The sequence below is a fragment of the Caballeronia choica genome, from assembly GCF_001544535.1.
Lineage (GTDB): Bacteria > Pseudomonadota > Gammaproteobacteria > Burkholderiales > Burkholderiaceae > Caballeronia > Caballeronia choica.
In genome coordinates, this window is record NZ_FCON02000158.1 from 1 (window position 1) to 17,628 (window position 17,628).

Sequence of the window (17,628 nt, forward strand, 5' to 3'; positions counted from 1 at the left end):
CTCGCAATCCCGAAACCAGGAGCCAAAAGCCGCCTGAATTCCAATCGTCGAGGCGACAACTACCTTGAAAACTTCCGGTATCGACCTGCGTATTGTCGAAAAGCGGTACGCGGCCTTAAGCTCGGCAGCGTTGAGCGATTGCGGAAACGAGCTCTGCGGGCTGCAGGCGAGGCGGCGCGCCAGGGCAACAAGACGCCGTTCCAGACGTGCGTCGCCCAGGTTCGCAGCGCCGAACTCGGTGTTTGCCCAATCGTCGATATCGTTCTCGCCCGCCAATCTCGCACGCCGTTACAAACAGGGTGCGCGAAAGTTAACATTGACGCTACGTGTTTACAAGCAATTCTTTCGCGTCAGATCCCGAAGATGTGGGCAATCCTGAGATGCTGAACCGGGGCGACCGTAGACTTCGGGCTCAACGTCAAGGGCGACGTGGTGGCGGCGAACGCCCTCTCGACGAAGGCGACAAAGCTCACCGCGCGATCGAGGTACACCCATAGGCCACGGAGCTTTGGTAGTTTCGCCAACACCCTCAAACCGACGGGCGGGCGTGCCGACACGGGTCCAGCGTTTGACGAATTCCCGCGTATAGCGTCGTACGTAACGCACACTCGTCGTGTGTGCGAGCGACAGAGCCCGCTCCGCCATAATCTCAACCAGCTGTGCCGCACGCTCAGCTCGCAGTCGTCTCGGCCCTTAGTTTAGGTATATTCGCGCCTCGCAAAAAGCACGAAATCGGAGCGGAGCGCTCGAAGCCATTGACCAATGGTCGCGCAGCGGCTCGAGGCTCCGATTCCACACAGCTTATCTATTCGCCTTTCCCAAGCCGGCTTCGTGCAGGAAGCCGCGGACGGTGTCGCAAAACTCCAGCGGGTTCTCGGTCATCGGATAGTGACCGGTTCCGGCCAACACAGCAATCTTGCTGCCTGGGATCCGCGACGCTGCCTCCTCAACCTTTTCCTGGTACACGAGCCAGTCCGCGTCACCACGAAGCAGCATCACGGGTGATTTAATCCTTCCAACTTCCGACCGCTTGTCGAAGTTCGCGTAGCCGGTCAAGTCTCCACGCATGACCTGCGGCGTGGTCCGCGAGATCTGCCACACGACTTCTGCGGCTCGATCCGGCGGGGTGCGATAACCGGTCATCGACCGGGACCATGCACCAATGATTTCTGTCCCGTTCATGAGAAGCATGTCCAGGAAAAACTCCGAGACGGTCGGCGTGTAATCGGCACCTTCAGCCGAGATGATCGCGCCATAGGCGTCGGGCCGGCGCGATCCGAGTTCCAGCACGAGATTGCCTCCCATTGAGCAACCGATAATTGCCGGCTTCTTCAGGCCGAGGATATCCATCAGCCGCTCGTTGAATTCGGCGTGACGCGTCAGGCTGTGGAACGGGCCATCCGCGGGCAGTTCGGTTTTGGAGTGACCGGGAGCGTCGACCGCGATGACACGAAATTCGTCGGACAGCCCGTCCAGCACGTGGCGATACATGAGCGTGTCCTGAGACGCCGCGTGAAAGCATACGACCGGATGGCCTTCGCCGGCTTCTTCATAGTAGACGCGGATGCCGTCCACCATCACGTAATGACCGGTCGTTTCCTTCCCCGACGGCTTCGGGCCGGGAGAATAGGATGGTTTTTCGCCTGAATCGGGTTTTCCAACACGCTTCATCGCGTCGAATGCTCGAGCCATCACATCGACATACTGCCAGGCAGCGACTGTGTTGCCTTCGAGTGTCAGCTTGCCCATGCCCGGCGACAGCGCTTCGAACCAGTCAATCTTGCCGTCGAGCACCCGCTGCCATTCTTCGTCGGGTCCCGCAACGACGATGTCGGCGCCCAACGGACTTCCCTCGGGGAAAACTGCGACGGCTTTGCCTGCGAGCACGGCGAGCGTTGAGTACCCGTTGTCATGTTTGAACTGAATGCGGCCGTCAAAGTAGCGAGCTGCCCGCGTCCAGTCCTCGTCGCGGTTGAGTTCACTGGCGAAATCATTCCACCAGGTGGTGTCGGTAAGCTTCGACATGATGCGTCTCCTAATATTTGGGTTATCCCGCTGGGAGAACCCTTGCTCGATTGGGTTAACTGAAGGTCGCCGGCAGCGCTACGTCTAATCGCTGGCGTTTTAAAGTCACCGCCGGCCGTCATGGATCTGTTGTCTTGCGCGAATCGGCGGGCTACCTGATGAACTGCTTCACGTAATCCGCGCCAAGGCCGATTTCTTCATAGTAGGTACGTGCCGCCTCGATCTTGGTAAAAACATCCTCGTAGCCCACGGCGACGCCCTGCGGGTCAACGTAGGTGTAGCCACCGGTCACGTGAAACCAGGTGATCATCTCGTCGACGTCTTCTGGAACAAAAAGGGTGTGCGTTTCGCCCGCCGGTTCGTGCGCATACGAATTCAACTCCGCGACCCAATCATGCTCGAGGTAGTACCATCGGCCCTTAAGCACCATCGCGTGTACCGGGCCGGTATGCCGATGGCGCGAAAGGACGCCGGACTGTCGCACGCGTAACAGGTTCACGTAATAGCCCTGGCTCGCGCAAAGCAGCAATGGCTTGAACGAAACCGTCTTGGTCATGGGCACCCAAAGTTTGTCGTCCTCGAGCATTTTGTCGAGTACCCCAAGATGCACGATGTCGGCCGACATGAACGGCGGTTGCGGCAGTTGATAAGGAATCGCTTCTTCATCGCCTCGTTTTTCAGATACGGTAGACATGCTTCACTCCTTAATTTCAGATATGAAAACTGTTGCGCCCACGCCTGCCTGCGTGATGTGAGCGCCGGGGACAAAGTTCTCTACAGCCTCGATCAGACTCTATTCAGAGCAAGGATCGTGCGTTATTCGACATTACAGACGGCACGAGACACCAGCGCCCGGTCGTGCTTTCGGAACCAGCCAGTGGTTTCTCGCGTGAAGAATGCTGTCAGGAAGAACGCGATCACCATCAGGCCAGCGATGAAATACAGCGCGTCGTTGTACCCTCCGGCTTTGCCGAATCCTCCGCCCGCTCCGATCAACGCGCCGATCACGAAAGGTCCGAACCCGCCAAGGTAGATGCCAACGTTAATAATCGCGCCTGCAATGCCAGTGGTTCCTGGCTTCGTCGAGTCGAACGCGATTGCATAGACGAGCGTGTAGGGTGCGTTCAATGCAAATCCTGCGAAGAGCTGGATTGCCACCAGTGTGCCAAGGCTCATGTAGGAATACTTGAACAGAAGCATGCCGATCGCCAGCCAGATGAAGACGATCATCAGACAAAGCTTTCGACCGAGGCGATCCGAGATCCAGCCCCACACGATCTGACCGACGCCGCCCGTGATCGTGAACAGCACGCTGTATGCAGCGGCCTCCGCGAAGTTGTAGTGGGCGACGAACGCAAGATACTGCGGCAACCAGAAGCTGATCCCGAAGTAACCGACGATGGCGAGCAGCGAGACGAGCGCGATGATGGAGATGTTCGGATTCTTCATGGCCACGCCGAACGACCCCTTCGGTGCGCCAGCGCCATGCTCCAAATCAGGCGACAACGGTGGGGTTTCGCCGGCTTCAGTGACGTGGGCGTGAAATCTATCGTAGCGCTTTTCACTGCAATACCACCAATACAGGGCGAACACGATCACCATCGGAATCGGGAAAAACAGGAACGCGATGCGCCAGTTTTCCGGCCCATAAACGCTGAGCAATCCGCTTATCGCGAAGCCGCCGATCAGCGTCCCCCAGGGGTATCCCGTGTGATGGATTCCGAGTGCCAGCCCGCGACGTTCCTTCGACCACCATTCGGCAAGCGAGGTTACTTCAATCGACTCGCCGGCCCCGCCGAAGGCGTGCGACAGAACCTGCAGCGCCACCAATACGCCGATTGACGCGGTGAGCACGTTCAGACCCGTCAAGCAGGTAAAGAGCGTATAGCCGATCACGATCGGAAGGTGTCGATATTTGCGGCGCCAGCCGTGGCCACCCTTGTCAGCCCAAATCATCGTCGGGATCGCGATCAGCGCTGTCGACATCGTGATGATGGTTGCGTACAGGCCGATGGTCGCAGCGCTGGTCCCGAACTCCTTCGTGATTGACGGTAGCACGGCGAACAACATCTGGCGGGAGTTTGCATCCATTGCGTAGACGAGCCACAGCAGCAGCAGCGCCATCCATGACTCGGGCGCCACCATCCTTTTTTTGATTGGCGACGCGAGGCGAGCCGAGGCGCCGCCTTTATCTACCGTTTCCATTACATCCTCCATGGGTTTGACGTTTGGCGCTGTTGGCCGCCAGGTGCAAGACAGGACGTCGTCTCGTATTTATGAAGCGCTTCAAAATTAGACTGGATTTTCTTACTTGAATGGTCGCGGCTACGTTTCGTTTTGAAGCGCTTCAAGTTTGACGCCGGTTTCCCGCCAATGCAAACCGGGTTTTCCCTATAAATAGCCGTGTAGCCCAATATATATCGTAGGTGTAAACCTACGGGTTGACATTCCATCACACAAGCGCGATTCTGAAAGCGCTTCATTTATGAGACGTTAGGCGAACAGATACGTGCATTTGTAGGGCCGCAGCGAATTCGGCTGTTCGTATTTGTAGCGCTTCATTTTTGGATAGACGCAGCTGCGCGGCGAGTCGGTTGCTTCGAAGACCGTTTCTGCCCCGTATCGATGTCTAGCAGGCAGTGCGTCGGGGCGTACCAAACCGTAGCGCCGGCGTGAATCAATCATTGGAGGAGCACAAACATGTCGCAAGAAATGAAGTCACAAGGCACCAGCATGGAAGTGAACGGAACGACCCTCTGGGTCGAGGACACGGGCGAGGTCGACTTGCCGGTCGTTCTCTGCCTCCACTCCTGCTTTCTCGATGGGACGATGTTCGACGGCCTGGTTCAGGCAGCCGCAGGCAAATTTCGGGTGATCCGTCCTGATTTCAGGGGCCAGGGCAAAAGCGCGCTCGATAAGGTCGATATCATTACGATGGACAAATGCGCGGACGACATCTCTGCCTTGATCGACAAGATGGGTATCAAGTCGATCAATGTCATGGCTCAGTCCATGGGCGGAGACGTTGCCTTCCGACTCATTGCTCGCCGCCAGGAACTCTTTCGATCCCTGGTCGTCGCTGGCTCGTCGGCTTGCGGCGAGCCGCCTGAGCAAGGTGCGCGTTTCGCACAATGGGTCGTTGACGCCGGCGAACAGGGTTTCACGGGCCAAATTCTCGAGATGACCATGGAAGTGATGTTCGGCAAGACCACTCGCCACAATCCTGAAAAGCAGGAAATGCTCGCGTACTGGCGCGACCGCATCGCTGCGTTGCCGAAATCATTGCGCCCTGCGATGAAGGGCGTCATGCACAGAGAAAGCTCGGTCGAACTGTTGCCATCGATCAAAATCCCGGTGCTAATCATCAACGGCGAAGAAGACATGCCGCGGCCGCCGGCGTGGTCCGATCAAATGAAGCGGGAACTGCCGAACGCGAAACTGATCCGGCTCAGCAAAATCGGACATAGCCCCACCTTGGAAGCGCCCGAGCAAGTACTCCCGGCAATCATCGATTTCTTCTCCGATCCACGCGTGTAGCCGTCTTGGCCATCTGGCCGTCTGCGGGCGAAGGTTGGCTTTGACGTTGTGAGAAAAAGAAGACCTCCAGAGCGTCGATAAGCGCGGGCATGGCCCGCGCACACGTGCCCTTACGAGCAGCGGCGTCCAGCTTTTTGGCGAATCCGTGGGCAGACTGAGCGGAGGCCACTCGACCTGCCAGATGAATCCCCTGAATCGGAGGCGCTTCGAAGAATCGTTGCTCGACGAGTATGAGGGAACTCGTTGTCTGACGGTCAAGCCAGCCGGTAGCTGTTTGGACACGTTCGCGACATCCGAAAGGCGTCACGCCCGCCCTCTCGCGGCTTATCAGGTTGAGGGTGGGCCGGGTGGAACCCGGACCGTTTCATCCCAACCGACCAGACCTGAGGCGTTTATAAACCGGCCGGCGCTCACCGGCTCCCGCCGCCTTTTACTTCAATACGATGGGATTCACAGGCGCCCCCGTCCCGCCAACCACCTTCAACGGCGCCGCCGCATAGAGGAAGGTCCACTGACCGTCCGCGGCACAGTCGTCGGCGAGCAGGTCGAGTTGAGCGATCTCCGTCAATGTCACACCCAGATTACGCATCAAGGCGTTATGCAAGGGGAGTTCACAGCCCGATACAGGATCAACCGTCACCTCGTTGGCGATGGTGTCGGTGACAAGGTTGGGAATCTCCATGTCCTGGAACCACTGCACCAGCTCCGGACTGTACGTCAGACCCGGCTCCTTGAAGTTCGCGTAAAACTCGGCATGATCGCGTTTATAGAAGGAGCCAATCCAGCCCGTTCGGATAATCAGAATGTCGCGCTTCTCGATCGTGACCCCTTGCGCCTTTGCCGCGGCGAGCAGGTCCAGATGCGTGAACGTTTCACCGGGTTCCAGCACTTCCTTGTTGCGGTGGCGTGCGATGTCGATCAATACGCCCCGCCCAACGACGCCTCGCTCGCCGATCGCACAGACACTTGCCTTCGCCAGTCCGCCGATGGTGGTGTCAGCGTCGTAGCCGTTCCAGATCTGATCGTCGTACCACACGTGGCCCAACGCGTCGTACTGCGTCGAGCCCTGGAGATACATGAACATCACGTCGTCCGCATATTCATACGAGCCCGGAAATCGGGGACCTTTGCCGCAGTTGTAGTGACCGCGGTCCATCACACTCATCCGCTTCGCGGACTGACGGCCTGGCCAGACAGGATCTCCGTCCGGATCGCCCATCCGCACTTGTAGCGTGAAGCTCTTGCCCTGCTTGACGGTCGCGATACCCTTGAGGATTTCGGCTGAAGTCAAATAGTTGAGCGACCCGACCTCGTCGTCCGGCCCCCACTTGCCCCAGTTTTTTGGGGAATTTTCCAGCAACTCGCGCACGTGCGGAACGTTCTTGGCTTCCATGTTTGTCTCCTTGAACGACAGCTAATATTTGCTGATGGGCTGAAGCGGCCAGCGCCAGCCGACTCATCAACGGACCTCGTTAATTGCGGTGCTGCAGCGCTGTCAGACCGACAAGATCCGCCGTAACGAGCGCATCTTCCAGTCGCTCGGCCGTCAACTCCGGGCTCATGTTTTTGCTGTATGCCGCGCCGAGTGTGGCGCTGACGATCGTCGACATTTCTTGCGTGGTCAGCGCCCCTTGCTGTCCGAGTTGCGAAAACGTGACGGGAAGATTGACCGCACACAAGAGCTCAAGAAGCTCGTCGACTTCAGCGTCGTCGCGCTTCTCGACGACGAGCTGAACCAGGGTGCCAAAGGCCACTAACTCGCCGTGAAGCATCGCGGCCATCGTGGGCACTGCGGTCAGTCCGCGGATCAGTGCGTGAGCCAACGAGAGGCCCCCGCTTTCGAATCCCACGCCGCTCAGCAGCACCGTGCCTTCCACGACGCGTTCAACGTCTTCGTCCAGTTGGCCCTTCGCGATCGACCGGTACGCGCGAGGACCGTACTTGATCAACGTTTCGTAAGCGGCGTGGGCCAGCAGCAGCGCGGTATTCAACGGTGGCGTATCAAAAGAATTGTTCCCGCGTGCTGCCTTGCATTGCGCTGCTTCAAACTTTTTGCTGACGGTGTCACCGATTCCGGCCGCAAAAAATCGCGCGGGCGCCTGAGCGATGATTTCGGTGTCGACTACGACAGCGGCGGGATTGCTTTTGAGATACTCGACGCCGGCGACACGGTGCGTCTCGTCGTATAGAACGATCAACCGGCTCGTCGGCGCATCGTTAGATGCAATGGTGGGGCAGATGACGACGGCGACGTCGAGAGAAAGAGAGATTCCTTTCGCCGAATCGATTGTCTTTCCTCCGCCGAGACCGATGATGACGTCGGGTTTTTCTGCTCGCGCCCGTTCGGACAGCGCCGCGATCGCAGCCTTGGTGCACTCACCGGGAAAAACAATATGGGTCGCATCGAGGCCCGCAGCCTTCATCGACTCGATCGCAAGCGGCCAGACCTTTTCGCCGACGACGGCATCGCACAGTGTCAGCGGCCTTTGATAGCCCATTTTCTTGAGCAATGGCCCGAGTTCCTGTAAAGCTTTCGGACCCTGCAGATACTGCCCTGGAAAACCCATGGTGCGTAACATGTGCGGCTCACTTGAATGTGTTGGGAACGGAAGGCGATCGAAGCGATCAGGTCATTAACCATCCGCCAGCGACGTCGATAACCTGTCCCGTCACGAAGCTCGCCTCGGCAGAAGTCAGGAACGCGCAGACTGCTGCGACTTCGTCTGTCGTGCCCAGTCGCCTTAAGGGTGTGACGTCAACCACTGCGGCATTTGCCTCTGAGGACACTGTTCTGAGCAGCGGCGTGTCGATTCGGCCGGGGGCGAGTCCGTTCACGGTAATGCCGTGTGGACCGAGTTCACCTGCCAGGTGGCGTGTGAACGCGATCAGAGCGCCCTTGGTGGTGCTGTAATGGGAGCCCACAATGTCGAGGTACGCCTTTCCGGCGACAGACGACATGGTTACGATGCGCCCAAAGCCCCGCTTGACCATGCTAGGGGACGCGATCCGACAAAAATTGAACGCGCTGTTGAGGTTGACGTCCACCACCCGCGCCCATTCGGCGGGCTCCATCTCAAAGATGCGGGCGGGGGCGCCGTTATGCTTGGGCGAGATACCGGCATTCAGTACAAGCGTGTCGACCTCGCCGAAAACGGATGAAATCGCGTCGACTGCGCGCTGGCAATCGGCGTAGTTCGCAACATCGGCCGCGACGAAGTGTGCCTTCGCGCCAGCTTCAGTCCATTGGGCTACCTTCTCCCGGCCAAGTTTTTCATCGAAGTCGACCACACCCACGGAGGCCCCCTCCCCGATGTAGCGCTCGACAATAGCCGACCCGATACCACCGACCGCGCCCGTAATCAAAACGACTCGATTTGAATGACTCATTTAATCACCGCCATGGTGTTCAGTTGTTGCCGTCTGGATGCGTCAAAGCTGGAACGGAATGTCTTACTTGCCGAAGACGCGGGCGTCGTCAAAACGATCGCGATCGAAGCACCTCGGGTCCGATCTGTCCTCGCTCTTGAGCTCTTGAGCTAGCCCGGTCTATTATGAAGCGCTTCATTCTGAAGCCGTAACAAAAAGCCAGATGACAGTGCTATATTGCAATATAGATGAGTGTCACAAACTTATTTGAAGCGCTTCAAGTATTTAGTTCAGGGCGATATTTGTCAATCCGGGTGTATACCCGCAGGCAGAATGGAGGGCGCGCGATCACGCGCTTTGGAATAATGGTTTCTATGACAAATTTAGATCCGCCGCGTCCTACTTTGGAAGATGTCGCGAAGCTCGCTGGCGTCTCGCTGGGAAGTGCGTCTCGTGCCCTGTCGGTTCCTGATCAGGTAAAACCAAAGACACTCGCGCAAGTCAAGCGGGCCGTCGAGCAGCTGGGCTATGTCAGCAATGGTGCGGCGCGCGCCTTGGCATCGAAACGCACACGGACAATCGGAGCAATCTATCCGACGATGTACAACCCGGCGTTCGTCGAGTCGCTGCACACGTTGCAGCAGACTCTATGGGGGCTGAACTATCAGGTCGTTCTTGCGATACACGAGTACATTCCAGAACGCGAATACGAGGTCGTGAGAGCGGTCGTCGAGCGCGGCGTAGACGGGGTCGTGTTGGTGGGTACCTCTCATGAAGATCGCGTCTTCGATCTGATGCGCCAGCGTCGCATTCCCCTAGTTCTCACCTGGCAACTCGATGAGCCGCGCTACGGCGAGTGCATCGGTTTCGACAACTGGCGTGCAACTTACGAGATGACCAAAGAGGTCCTGGCGCGAGGCCATAAGCGAATCGCGATCGTTTGCGGTTCTCGCAAGAATAACCAGCGAGCTCGGCAACGCGTAGACGGGACTGCAGATGCAATGAAAGAGCTCGGATTGGATTTGGCCCCGGACCTTGTGATCGAGGAGCCCTTCTCCATTGAGGGGGGCCGTGACGCTATTCGCCAGATTGCCGCGCTTGACGATAAACCCACGGCATTAATCTGCCATACGGATTTGCAGGCGATTGGCGCATTACACGAGTGTGGCATTCAAGGCATTCGTGTGCCGGAAGACATGTCAATCACAGGAATGGATGACATCGAACTTGCAGCGTTGACAAAGCCTGCACTGACCACGATCCGCGTCCCGACCAAGGAGATCGGCGTGCTTGCGGCGCGTCGTATCGTAGGCCTCATTGAAAAGCGCACGTTTGACGATCCACTGTCCGTGAAGTGCGACGTGATCCTCAGAGAGAGTCTGGGCGACGCGCCGGCGACATCCAAGCGCATCGCAGCGGTACGAAAATCTCGCCGATAAAGCCGAGTAGTAAGCGCCCGCCAGGCGCTTACTTAGTCGCCCCTTCAGAACTGCGCGGAGCCAGCGCCAGTGAGTGATGGGAAGAAGTTTGAGAGTTATCGAACTCCCAGAAACAATATCGATCTGATTTTCTTTCTGGGAGTTTGCGAGCCACGCCGATGAGCACACCGGATTTTTTTCGCAGCCGTTTGGACGCAATGATTGATCTTCGTATGCGACACGTGTCGCCGTCCGCCGGACGTAAATCGGCAGAGGTAGTAGACGGCAAAGCTCTTTCTTGCCTTGTCACATTCAACAGTCGCAATATTAGAAGTTGAAGCTGTGACCTGTTGTACGACCAGCAGTTGCCTACCCGGACGTGCGCGATTGGCAACGATCGGGTTCGAAGCTCCGGGGACAAAGTACCCTTCAGCAGACGGTTCGTCCTGGAGACAGAAGGAATCGACACTGCCAGCAGCCGTGCGGTGTGGGGGCGAGGCAAGTTCCGCATGCGTAACATAAGTGAATTGTCGTACCCTCCGTAACAATCGAAGAGCCCAAGCTGCTGGTGGCTCTAACCAAACGGTAGGTAGCCGGTTGTTCCCTGACGAAGTGGGAGCACGTCGTCGTGAGCGCTACCGGGGGAGAGACAGACGCTAAACGGACAGGCACAACGCAGTCTGGTTGTGTCGGCAAGATTGGGAACGTGGTAAGCCTGATTCTCCGCCTGAAGTTTCAAAGCATCGAAACGAGGCAGGCAACCCGCGAGGGACGCTGTTGGGGGAGCAGGTATGAGAACGCGGAGAAAGCGAATGACGACCTGTAATGGGTCGTATAGGGGTTCAAGATTTGCCCCGACCTGCAAGGGTGCAGACTTCCGCGTGGTGCAGTTGTCGCAGGCCAACATTTGAGATTCAACGAAGGGCTGCTTGTGAGTGACCGGTCCGACTACGGTCCAGCGTCCTTCGCCTCAGTAATGAGGCGAATTAACGATGTGACGTTTGCGAAGGGCTTGCTCTGCAATGGCAAGACCGGCGTCAGTACGGCGCTTAACGCTGTGCTCGAGCTGTATGCAGGGAAACTTGCACGTACAGTTCTTCGGGGGCCCTGCTACCGAAAGGCAGTGGGGCTACCCAATCATCCGCTCGCGGTGCTGGCCACACGAATTCCGTGGGCTTCCATCGAAGCAGCGCTGGCGCCGGTGTTTGAGCGGCGTGCTCGCGAGGGCCGCCTCAGTGAAGGCGTCGATCTGTTCGGTGTTGTGCCGGAGCTAGTGGGTGTGGGCGTGAGCTCGGCCGGGCGTCCTCGGTTGCCGTGTCGCCTAATGGTGGGTCTGCTCTACCTGAAGCACGCCTATAACGAGAGCGACGAGTCGGTGTGCGAGCGTTGGGCTGAGAACAACTATTGGCAGTACTTTTGCGGCGAAGAGTACTTTCAGCCGCGTCCGCCGTGCGATCCGACCAACCTGGTACGTTTTCGTCAAGCATTGGGCGAAGCGGGGGTCGAAGAATTGCTGGCGACGACGATCGCGGCTGCCGTGCAGATGAAGGCCGTTGCACCGGTCGAATTCGAGCGCGTGATCGTCGATACGACGGTACAGGAGAAGGCGATTGCGTATCCGACCGACAGTCGTCTGCTGGAGGTGGCACGGGCCAAACTCGTGCAGTTGGCGCAACATGCCGGCCTAGCACTGAAGCAGACGTATGAACGCGAAGGCAAAAGCCTACGTCGTCGGGCCGGTGGCTATGCGCACGCCAAACAATTCAAGCGCCTGCGCCGCGTGCTCAAACGCCAGCGTACTGTGCTGGGACGGTTGCTGCGCGACATCGAGCGTAAATTGCCGGGCGCCACGCGTGAACGACAGGCCCAGCTGCGCGTCTGGCTTGAGCGAGCCTGGCGCATCTGTCGTCAGCGGCCCAAGGATAAGGGCAAGCTCTACGCGCTACACGCCCCGGAAGTCGAATGCATCGGCAAGGGAAAAGCCCGACAGCCGTACGAGTTCGGTGTCAAAGTCAGCCTCGCGATTACGGAGAAGCAAGGGTTGATCATCGGTGCGCGGGCATTCCCCGGCAACCCTTACGATGGGCACACGCTGGCCGAGCAACTCGAACAGAGTTCTATTCTGTTGCAGGACCTGCCCGGTACACCGAAGCCGAAGACCGTGTTGGTCGATCTCGGGTTCCGCGGGGTCGACGCCGAGGTATCATCAGTACACCTGATTCATCGCGGAAAGCACAAGACACTGACCAACTCGCAGCGACGCTGGCTCAAGCGACGGCAGGCGATCGAACCGATCATCGGCCATGTGAAGCACGACCACGGCATGCAGCGTTGCCGGCTCAAAGGGCAAACTGGCGATGCGCTACACGCGGTGCTGTGTGCTGCCGGCTACAACCTGCGCTGGTTGCTACGCGCGATCGTCCGCCTGGGCCTGACGCCTGTATTTTTTATCCTCGCGCGGTTGCATTGGCTCGTCAATGTCACGCCGCATCCATTGACTCCGCATCGCGATCACTTCCGACCGGCGAACTTCCCCTCGCCAACAGACCGCACCTTCGGCTTCGCTCGTCACGCAAAATGAATTTTGCAGGGCCGACTACTTATGTTCCCGTCATCTGAACTCAGCAGCTTGACATCTCCCAGGCGTCGTTTTCCAACATGTCCACGTGGACAAGGCGCAAGCACTCTGAGCCGGACCAACACACGATTGCGAAACGCGCGACACAGTGCGCAGTTCCACGTGTGTGCCGATGTCATGTTACTTCGCGCATTACGATCGGCAGACGTCGGCCACTTGCGGTCTCGAATCGAAAAGTCCGAGCTGACTTGTTGGCCCGGATCGATCTCACTCAGGCGCCCCTCGTGCATCGCAGCCAGATCCGGAAAACTCCCCGTGCTCAGCGCCCGGTCCAGCCGTACCTTCGTCGCCAAGTGGTTGGTCTGGCATGGCAAAGGCAGCAAGGCTGTGGAGCGGATCAAGGCACTGAACGGTCGGCTGCTGACGAGGGAAGGGTATGAATTCAGCACGCTTTGGTGGAACCTGAACACCGTCTCTTGCTACTTGAGGAACAACGCGCACACGTTGGCCAACTATGGCGATCGGTATCGTAAGGGCCTGTCGATCAGCAGCAGCATCGCCGAGTCCGCGGTGAACCAGGTCGTCAGCCACCGCATGGCCAAGAAGCGACAGATGCGCCGGACTGACGAACGGGCGCACTGCATGGCGCTCGTGAGGGTCGCCCGGGGAACTCTCGTCGCGCCGCATCTCCGCGCTCAGGATAGCCACCTCGCGTCAGCGCGAATCCATCGGGGCAGCGTCGCCAAGCCGACACCGACCAACGAACAGAACAGAACAGAACAGAACAGACCGTGAAACCATGTCGTACGCCACGCCAGCCTGACAAAATCGACCTCCCCAACTTTTGCACGCTCTCCTTCAAATTAAGAAAATTCAGAGGCGACAACTACTAGGACACCGGGGGATCATTAAGATGGCCTCCTATCCCGATTTTATCTCATGATGAACGGGTTTGCCGTCTTGACGCCGGTATTGATCCAGACGCTCTTGTTTGCAGGTACTCCCGGATCGCGTCGATGCCGTTCTCGCGGCCGATTCCGGAATCCTTGTATCCGCCGAAGGGCGACATGTAGCTCACCGCGCGATAGCTGTTCACCCACACCGTGCCCGCCTGGAGCTTTTCGGCGACACGAATGGACCGCCCGATATCCCTCGTCCAGACGCCTGAGCCAAGACCGAAGCGCACATCATTGGCTATCGCAAGCGCTTCGTCTTCGTCCTTGAACTTGATGATCGACAGGACGGGACCAAAGACTTCTTCCTGGGCAATCCGCATTCTGTTGTTTACGTTGCCGAAAATGGTCGGCTCGACGAACCAGCCCTTGCCGCACTCGGGAGCACTGCCGGGCTTTCCTCCAAGCAGCAAAGTCGCGCCTTCCTGTTTTGCGGTTTCAATGTACGACAGGACCTTCTGGTACTGCGGGCGTGTCGTTACGGGTCCGACCTGCGTGTCCATATTCGACGGATCACCCATTTTTGCGGTCCGTGCCAGCGCCACGAGTTTGTCGACGAACTTGTCGTGGATGCTCTCCTGCAATAACAGCCGCGAGCCAGCAATACACGTCTGTCCAGTCGCGGCGAAGATGCCGGAAACCGCGCCATTCACCGCGTCCTCCAGATCGGCATCTTCGAACACGATGTTGGGTGACTTGCCACCGAGTTCGAGGCTGACGTGCTTGAATTGGCGTGCGGCCGCCTCGTTGATCGCGCGGCCGGTGGAGTCCGCACCGGTGAACGTAATCTTCTTGACGAGCGGATGTTCCACCAGAGGAGAACCGACGTCCTTTCCGAACCCGGTCACGACGTTCACGACGCCGGGCGGAAACCCGGCTTCGGTGAAGAGCTTCGCAAACTCGATCGTGGACGCCGACGTGAACTCGGACGGCTTAACCACGACCGTGCAACCCGCGGCCAACGCGGGCGCAATCTTCCACGTGGCCAGCAGCAGGGGCGAATTCCACGGCGTGATTGCGGCGACGACACCCAGCGGTTCATGGCGCGTGAAATTGAAGTAGCCCTTCTTGTCGAGCGGAACGACAGCGCCCTGAATCTTGTCCGCCAGGCCGCCAAAATAGTAATGCCACTGGAGCAAATACTCGCACTGGCCGAACATCTCCGCCATGAGCTTGCCGTTGTCTCGTACTTCAAACTCGGCAAGCCGTTTTGCGTCGCGTGCGATCAGGTCGCCGACGCGATGCAGCAGCAGGCCACGCTGGCTCGGGGACATCTGTGACCACGGTCCGGCGCTGAATGCGGCATGCGCCGCCTGTACGGCTCGATCAACGTCAGTCCCGTTGCCTTTCGCGATCTGCGCCCAGGTCTCGCCGGTGAAGGGATTTTAGTATCGCACCATTCGCCCGAAGCTGACTGGCATGATTCGCCGTTGATATACATCTCAAACCGTTGCATGACTTTCGTCTCCTGTTGAAATTAAATCAGGCGCCAAGCGGCAGACGTCGCCCAGACCCGGCCAGGATTTTCTGTGCCTTCAAATGACCGGCCTGTCGACCATGCGGCCGTCCACGGCGACGGCCGCTCCTTGAGAAGCGGTGGCACCTTCGACAACCCGGCGCGCCCATTCGACACCCAGCTCGCCGGGGATGAACGCGGCATTGACTACGGCCACCTGTCTCGGATGAATACAAAGCTTAGCCCCAAAACCGAGGCGCTTTGCGCGGATCGTGTCGTGTGTGATCTGCGCGGCGGCGTCGAGCGTGGTACTGACGTCGTCCACCGGTGGCAGCAGGTTGCCGATACGAGTGGCGAAAACGATCTGTGAGCGGCGACATAGGAACTGCTCATCGTCGCCGTCAATGCCGAGATCGAGCTGGAAATCCACGTTGCCGAATACGAGCCGCGTGGTTATTCGTCTGGATGGTGACTTTGCCAATCCAGCGCGACGGGGTAAGCCGTATCAGCCTCGGGATTCGGTGGGCGCTGGCAACCCTGCTTTTGCTTTGGCTGCCCGGCAAACTCAACCGCGAGCATGCGGTTCTTCGGGCGATGACCGATCGTTGCGGGAATCGGTGTCGTGTGATTTGCGTCGAGCCTTGCACTGCCGACGGTCTCCATGCGTTTTATCGCGCCGTGCCCGGGCGGAGCGTGCAATCCGCTGCTCTACCCGGGCTTCTGCTCGCTTCCGCGGCGTTTCTTCACCGGTGCTCGTGCGGTTAGCCCATGTGCAGCCCGCCGTTCAGCGAGAAGTCCGCACCGGTCGAGAAGCCCGACTCTTCCGACGCGAGCCACGATACGATCGAGCCAATTTCGTCCGGACGGCCGAGACGGCGCACCGGAATCGTCGCGACGATCTTCTCCAGCACCTCGGGTTTGATTGCCTGGACCATGTCCGTGCCGATATAGCCCGGCGACACCGTGTTGACCGTCACGCCCTTGGTCGCCACTTCCTGCGCGAGCGCCATCGTGAATCCGTGGATGCCGGCCTTCGCCGTCGAATAGTTGGTCTGGCCGAACTGTCCTTTCTGACCGTTCACCGACGAGATGTTGATGATCCTCCCGAAACCGCGCTCGACCATGCCGTCGACCACCTGTTTGGTCACGTTGAAGAGGCTCGTCAAGTTTGTGTCGATGACTGCGGTCCAATCCTCGTGCGTCATCTTGCGGAACACGCCATCGCGCGTGATGCCGGCGTTGTTCACCAGGATATCTATCTCGCCGACTTCATCCTTGACCTTGTCGAACGCCTTTCGGGTTGAGTCCCAATCGCCGACGTTGCCCTCGGACGCGATGAAATCGTACCCAAGCGCCTTTTGTTCTTCAAGTTATTTGACACGGCGCGGAGAGTTCGGGCCACAGCCGGCGACGACCGTATAGCCGTCCTTATGCAAACGTTGACTGATGCTCGTGCCAATGCCGCCCATGCCACCCGTCACATACGCTATGCGCTTCGTCATATCTCACTCCATTTTCGTTATGCGGAAAGCCGGCGGTGCCGCCCGCCGCTTCCCGCTCGTCTCAGCAAACCTGTTGTGGCCGATAACCGATGAGAATCGCCGCTGACCGCGCTTACGGACGCTCGACCGCCAGCGCCACGCCCATTCCGCCGCCGATGCAAAGCGACGCCAAGCCCTTCTTCGCATCGCGCTTCTGCATTTCGTGCAGGAGCGTGACGAGAATCCGGCAGCCGGATGCGCCGATCGGGTGACCGATCGCGATCGCGCCGCCGTTGACGTTCACCTTCGACGTATCCCAGCCCATCTGCTTGTGAACCGCCAGCGCCTGCGCCGCGAAGGCTTCGTTGATTTCCATCAGGTCCAGGTCGGCCGGCGACCAGCCCGCGCGCTCCAGGCAGCGCCTCGAGGCCGGCACCGGGCCCATGCCCATCACCTTCGGATCGACGCCCGCGCTCGCGTACGCCTTGATGCGCGCGATCGGCGTGAGACCAAGCGCTTCGGCCTTCTTCGCCGACATCACGATCACCGCCGCCGCGCCGTCGTTCAGGCCCGACGCATTCGCGGCCGTCACCGTGCCTTCCTTCGAGAACGCCGGCTTCAGGCCCGCGAGCGCTTCGGCGGTCACGCCATGACGCACGAACTCGTCGGTGGCGAACTTGAGCGGCTCGCCCTTCCTTTGGGGGATGTCGATCGCGATGATTTCATCGTTGAAGCGACCCGACTTCTGCGCGGCTTCGGCCTTGTTCTGCGACAGCGCCGCGAACTTGTCCTGGTCCTCGCGCGAGACGCCGTA

At 58.8% G+C, this 17,628-nt stretch carries 14 protein-coding genes and 4 pseudogenes; 5 read left to right on the forward strand and 13 right to left on the reverse strand.

The genetic code is table 11. The features are described from left to right. The 5 genes and pseudogenes from AWB68_RS47290 to AWB68_RS36550 all read right to left on the reverse strand — a co-directional run. A partial coding sequence (locus AWB68_RS47290) for an IS4/Tn5 family transposase DNA-binding protein (RefSeq protein WP_200828891.1) occupies positions 1–276 on the reverse strand: 276 nt, incomplete at its 3' end. 194 nt (positions 277–470) lie between these two features. Continuing rightward, positions 471–657, reverse strand: a pseudogene (locus AWB68_RS51915) (IS6 family transposase); the annotation flags it as partial. A gap of 144 nt (positions 658–801) precedes the next feature. Continuing rightward, a complete protein-coding gene (locus AWB68_RS36540) occupies positions 802–2,025 on the reverse strand; it encodes an alpha/beta fold hydrolase (protein WP_087649114.1) in 1,224 nt (407 codons plus the stop codon). 151 nt (positions 2,026–2,176) lie between these two features. Then, the gene (locus tag AWB68_RS36545) at positions 2,177–2,719 is read right to left on the reverse strand and encodes a 2,4'-dihydroxyacetophenone dioxygenase family protein (RefSeq protein WP_087649115.1); all 543 of its coding nucleotides are present in this window, start codon (positions 2,717–2,719) and stop codon (positions 2,177–2,179) included. Between the two features lie 122 nt (positions 2,720–2,841). Continuing rightward, positions 2,842–4,230 (reverse strand): MFS transporter, encoded by a 1,389-nt coding sequence (locus tag AWB68_RS36550; RefSeq protein WP_235028694.1) that lies wholly within the window; start codon positions 4,228–4,230, stop codon positions 2,842–2,844. 495 nt (positions 4,231–4,725) lie between these two features. Here AWB68_RS36550 and AWB68_RS36555 point away from each other — a divergent pair, with 495 nt between their 5' ends. After that, a complete protein-coding gene (locus AWB68_RS36555) occupies positions 4,726–5,562 on the forward strand; it encodes an alpha/beta fold hydrolase (protein WP_087649116.1) in 837 nt (278 codons plus the stop codon). A 145-nt stretch (positions 5,563–5,707) separates the two neighbouring features. Continuing rightward, a pseudogene (locus AWB68_RS50935) lies at positions 5,708–5,890 on the forward strand (porphobilinogen synthase); the annotation flags it as partial. Positions 5,891–5,992: 102 nt separating this feature from the next. On the opposite strand, the gene AWB68_RS36560 reads toward AWB68_RS50935, so the two are convergent. The 3 genes from AWB68_RS36560 to AWB68_RS36570 form a co-directional block, all read right to left on the reverse strand. Further along, positions 5,993–6,955 carry a cyclase family protein gene (locus AWB68_RS36560; RefSeq protein WP_087649117.1) on the reverse strand — a complete coding sequence of 321 codons (963 nt, stop codon included), beginning with the start codon at positions 6,953–6,955 and terminating at the stop codon, positions 5,993–5,995. 79 nt (positions 6,956–7,034) lie between these two features. Continuing rightward, positions 7,035–8,141 (reverse strand): glycerol dehydrogenase, encoded by a 1,107-nt coding sequence (locus tag AWB68_RS36565; RefSeq protein WP_087649118.1) that lies wholly within the window; start codon positions 8,139–8,141, stop codon positions 7,035–7,037. Positions 8,142–8,187: 46 nt separating this feature from the next. Next, on the reverse strand, positions 8,188–8,949 hold the full coding sequence (locus AWB68_RS36570; RefSeq protein WP_087649119.1) for an SDR family oxidoreductase: 762 nt from the start codon (positions 8,947–8,949) through the stop codon (positions 8,188–8,190). Positions 8,950–9,302: 353 nt separating this feature from the next. Between AWB68_RS36570 and AWB68_RS36575 the strand changes: the two genes are divergently transcribed. The 3 genes from AWB68_RS36575 (at position 9,303) to AWB68_RS36585 (ending at position 13,719) form a co-directional block, all read left to right on the forward strand. Then, complete coding sequence (locus tag AWB68_RS36575) at positions 9,303–10,367, forward strand: LacI family DNA-binding transcriptional regulator (RefSeq protein ID WP_200828892.1); 1,065 nt, start codon at positions 9,303–9,305, stop codon at positions 10,365–10,367. 1,102 nt (positions 10,368–11,469) lie between these two features. Next, entirely contained in the window at positions 11,470–12,927 is a 1,458-nt protein-coding gene (locus AWB68_RS36580) for an IS5 family transposase (protein WP_235028696.1), read from the forward strand. Between the two features lie 312 nt (positions 12,928–13,239). Beyond that, the gene (locus AWB68_RS36585; protein WP_125483156.1) at positions 13,240–13,719 is read left to right on the forward strand and encodes a hypothetical protein; all 480 of its coding nucleotides are present in this window, start codon (positions 13,240–13,242) and stop codon (positions 13,717–13,719) included. Positions 13,720–13,856: 137 nt separating this feature from the next. Here AWB68_RS36585 and AWB68_RS36590 read toward each other — a convergent pair. From AWB68_RS36590 to AWB68_RS36610, 5 genes and pseudogenes are all read right to left on the reverse strand, one after another. Continuing rightward, positions 13,857–15,333: pseudogene (locus AWB68_RS36590) on the reverse strand (aldehyde dehydrogenase). A gap of 79 nt (positions 15,334–15,412) precedes the next feature. Further along, positions 15,413–15,763, reverse strand: a complete 351-nt coding sequence (locus AWB68_RS36595; RefSeq protein ID WP_235028695.1) for an aldolase/citrate lyase/malate synthase family protein — start codon at positions 15,761–15,763, stop codon at positions 15,413–15,415. Positions 15,764–15,786: 23 nt separating this feature from the next. Continuing rightward, entirely contained in the window at positions 15,787–15,996 is a 210-nt protein-coding gene (locus tag AWB68_RS51645; RefSeq protein WP_160110135.1) for a hypothetical protein, read from the reverse strand. A gap of 98 nt (positions 15,997–16,094) precedes the next feature. Then, positions 16,095–16,835: pseudogene (locus AWB68_RS36605) on the reverse strand (3-ketoacyl-ACP reductase). 112 nt (positions 16,836–16,947) lie between these two features. Beyond that, positions 16,948–17,628, reverse strand: a 681-nt coding sequence (locus tag AWB68_RS36610) for an acetyl-CoA C-acyltransferase (protein WP_125483157.1), incomplete at its 5' end; no start/stop codon positions are given.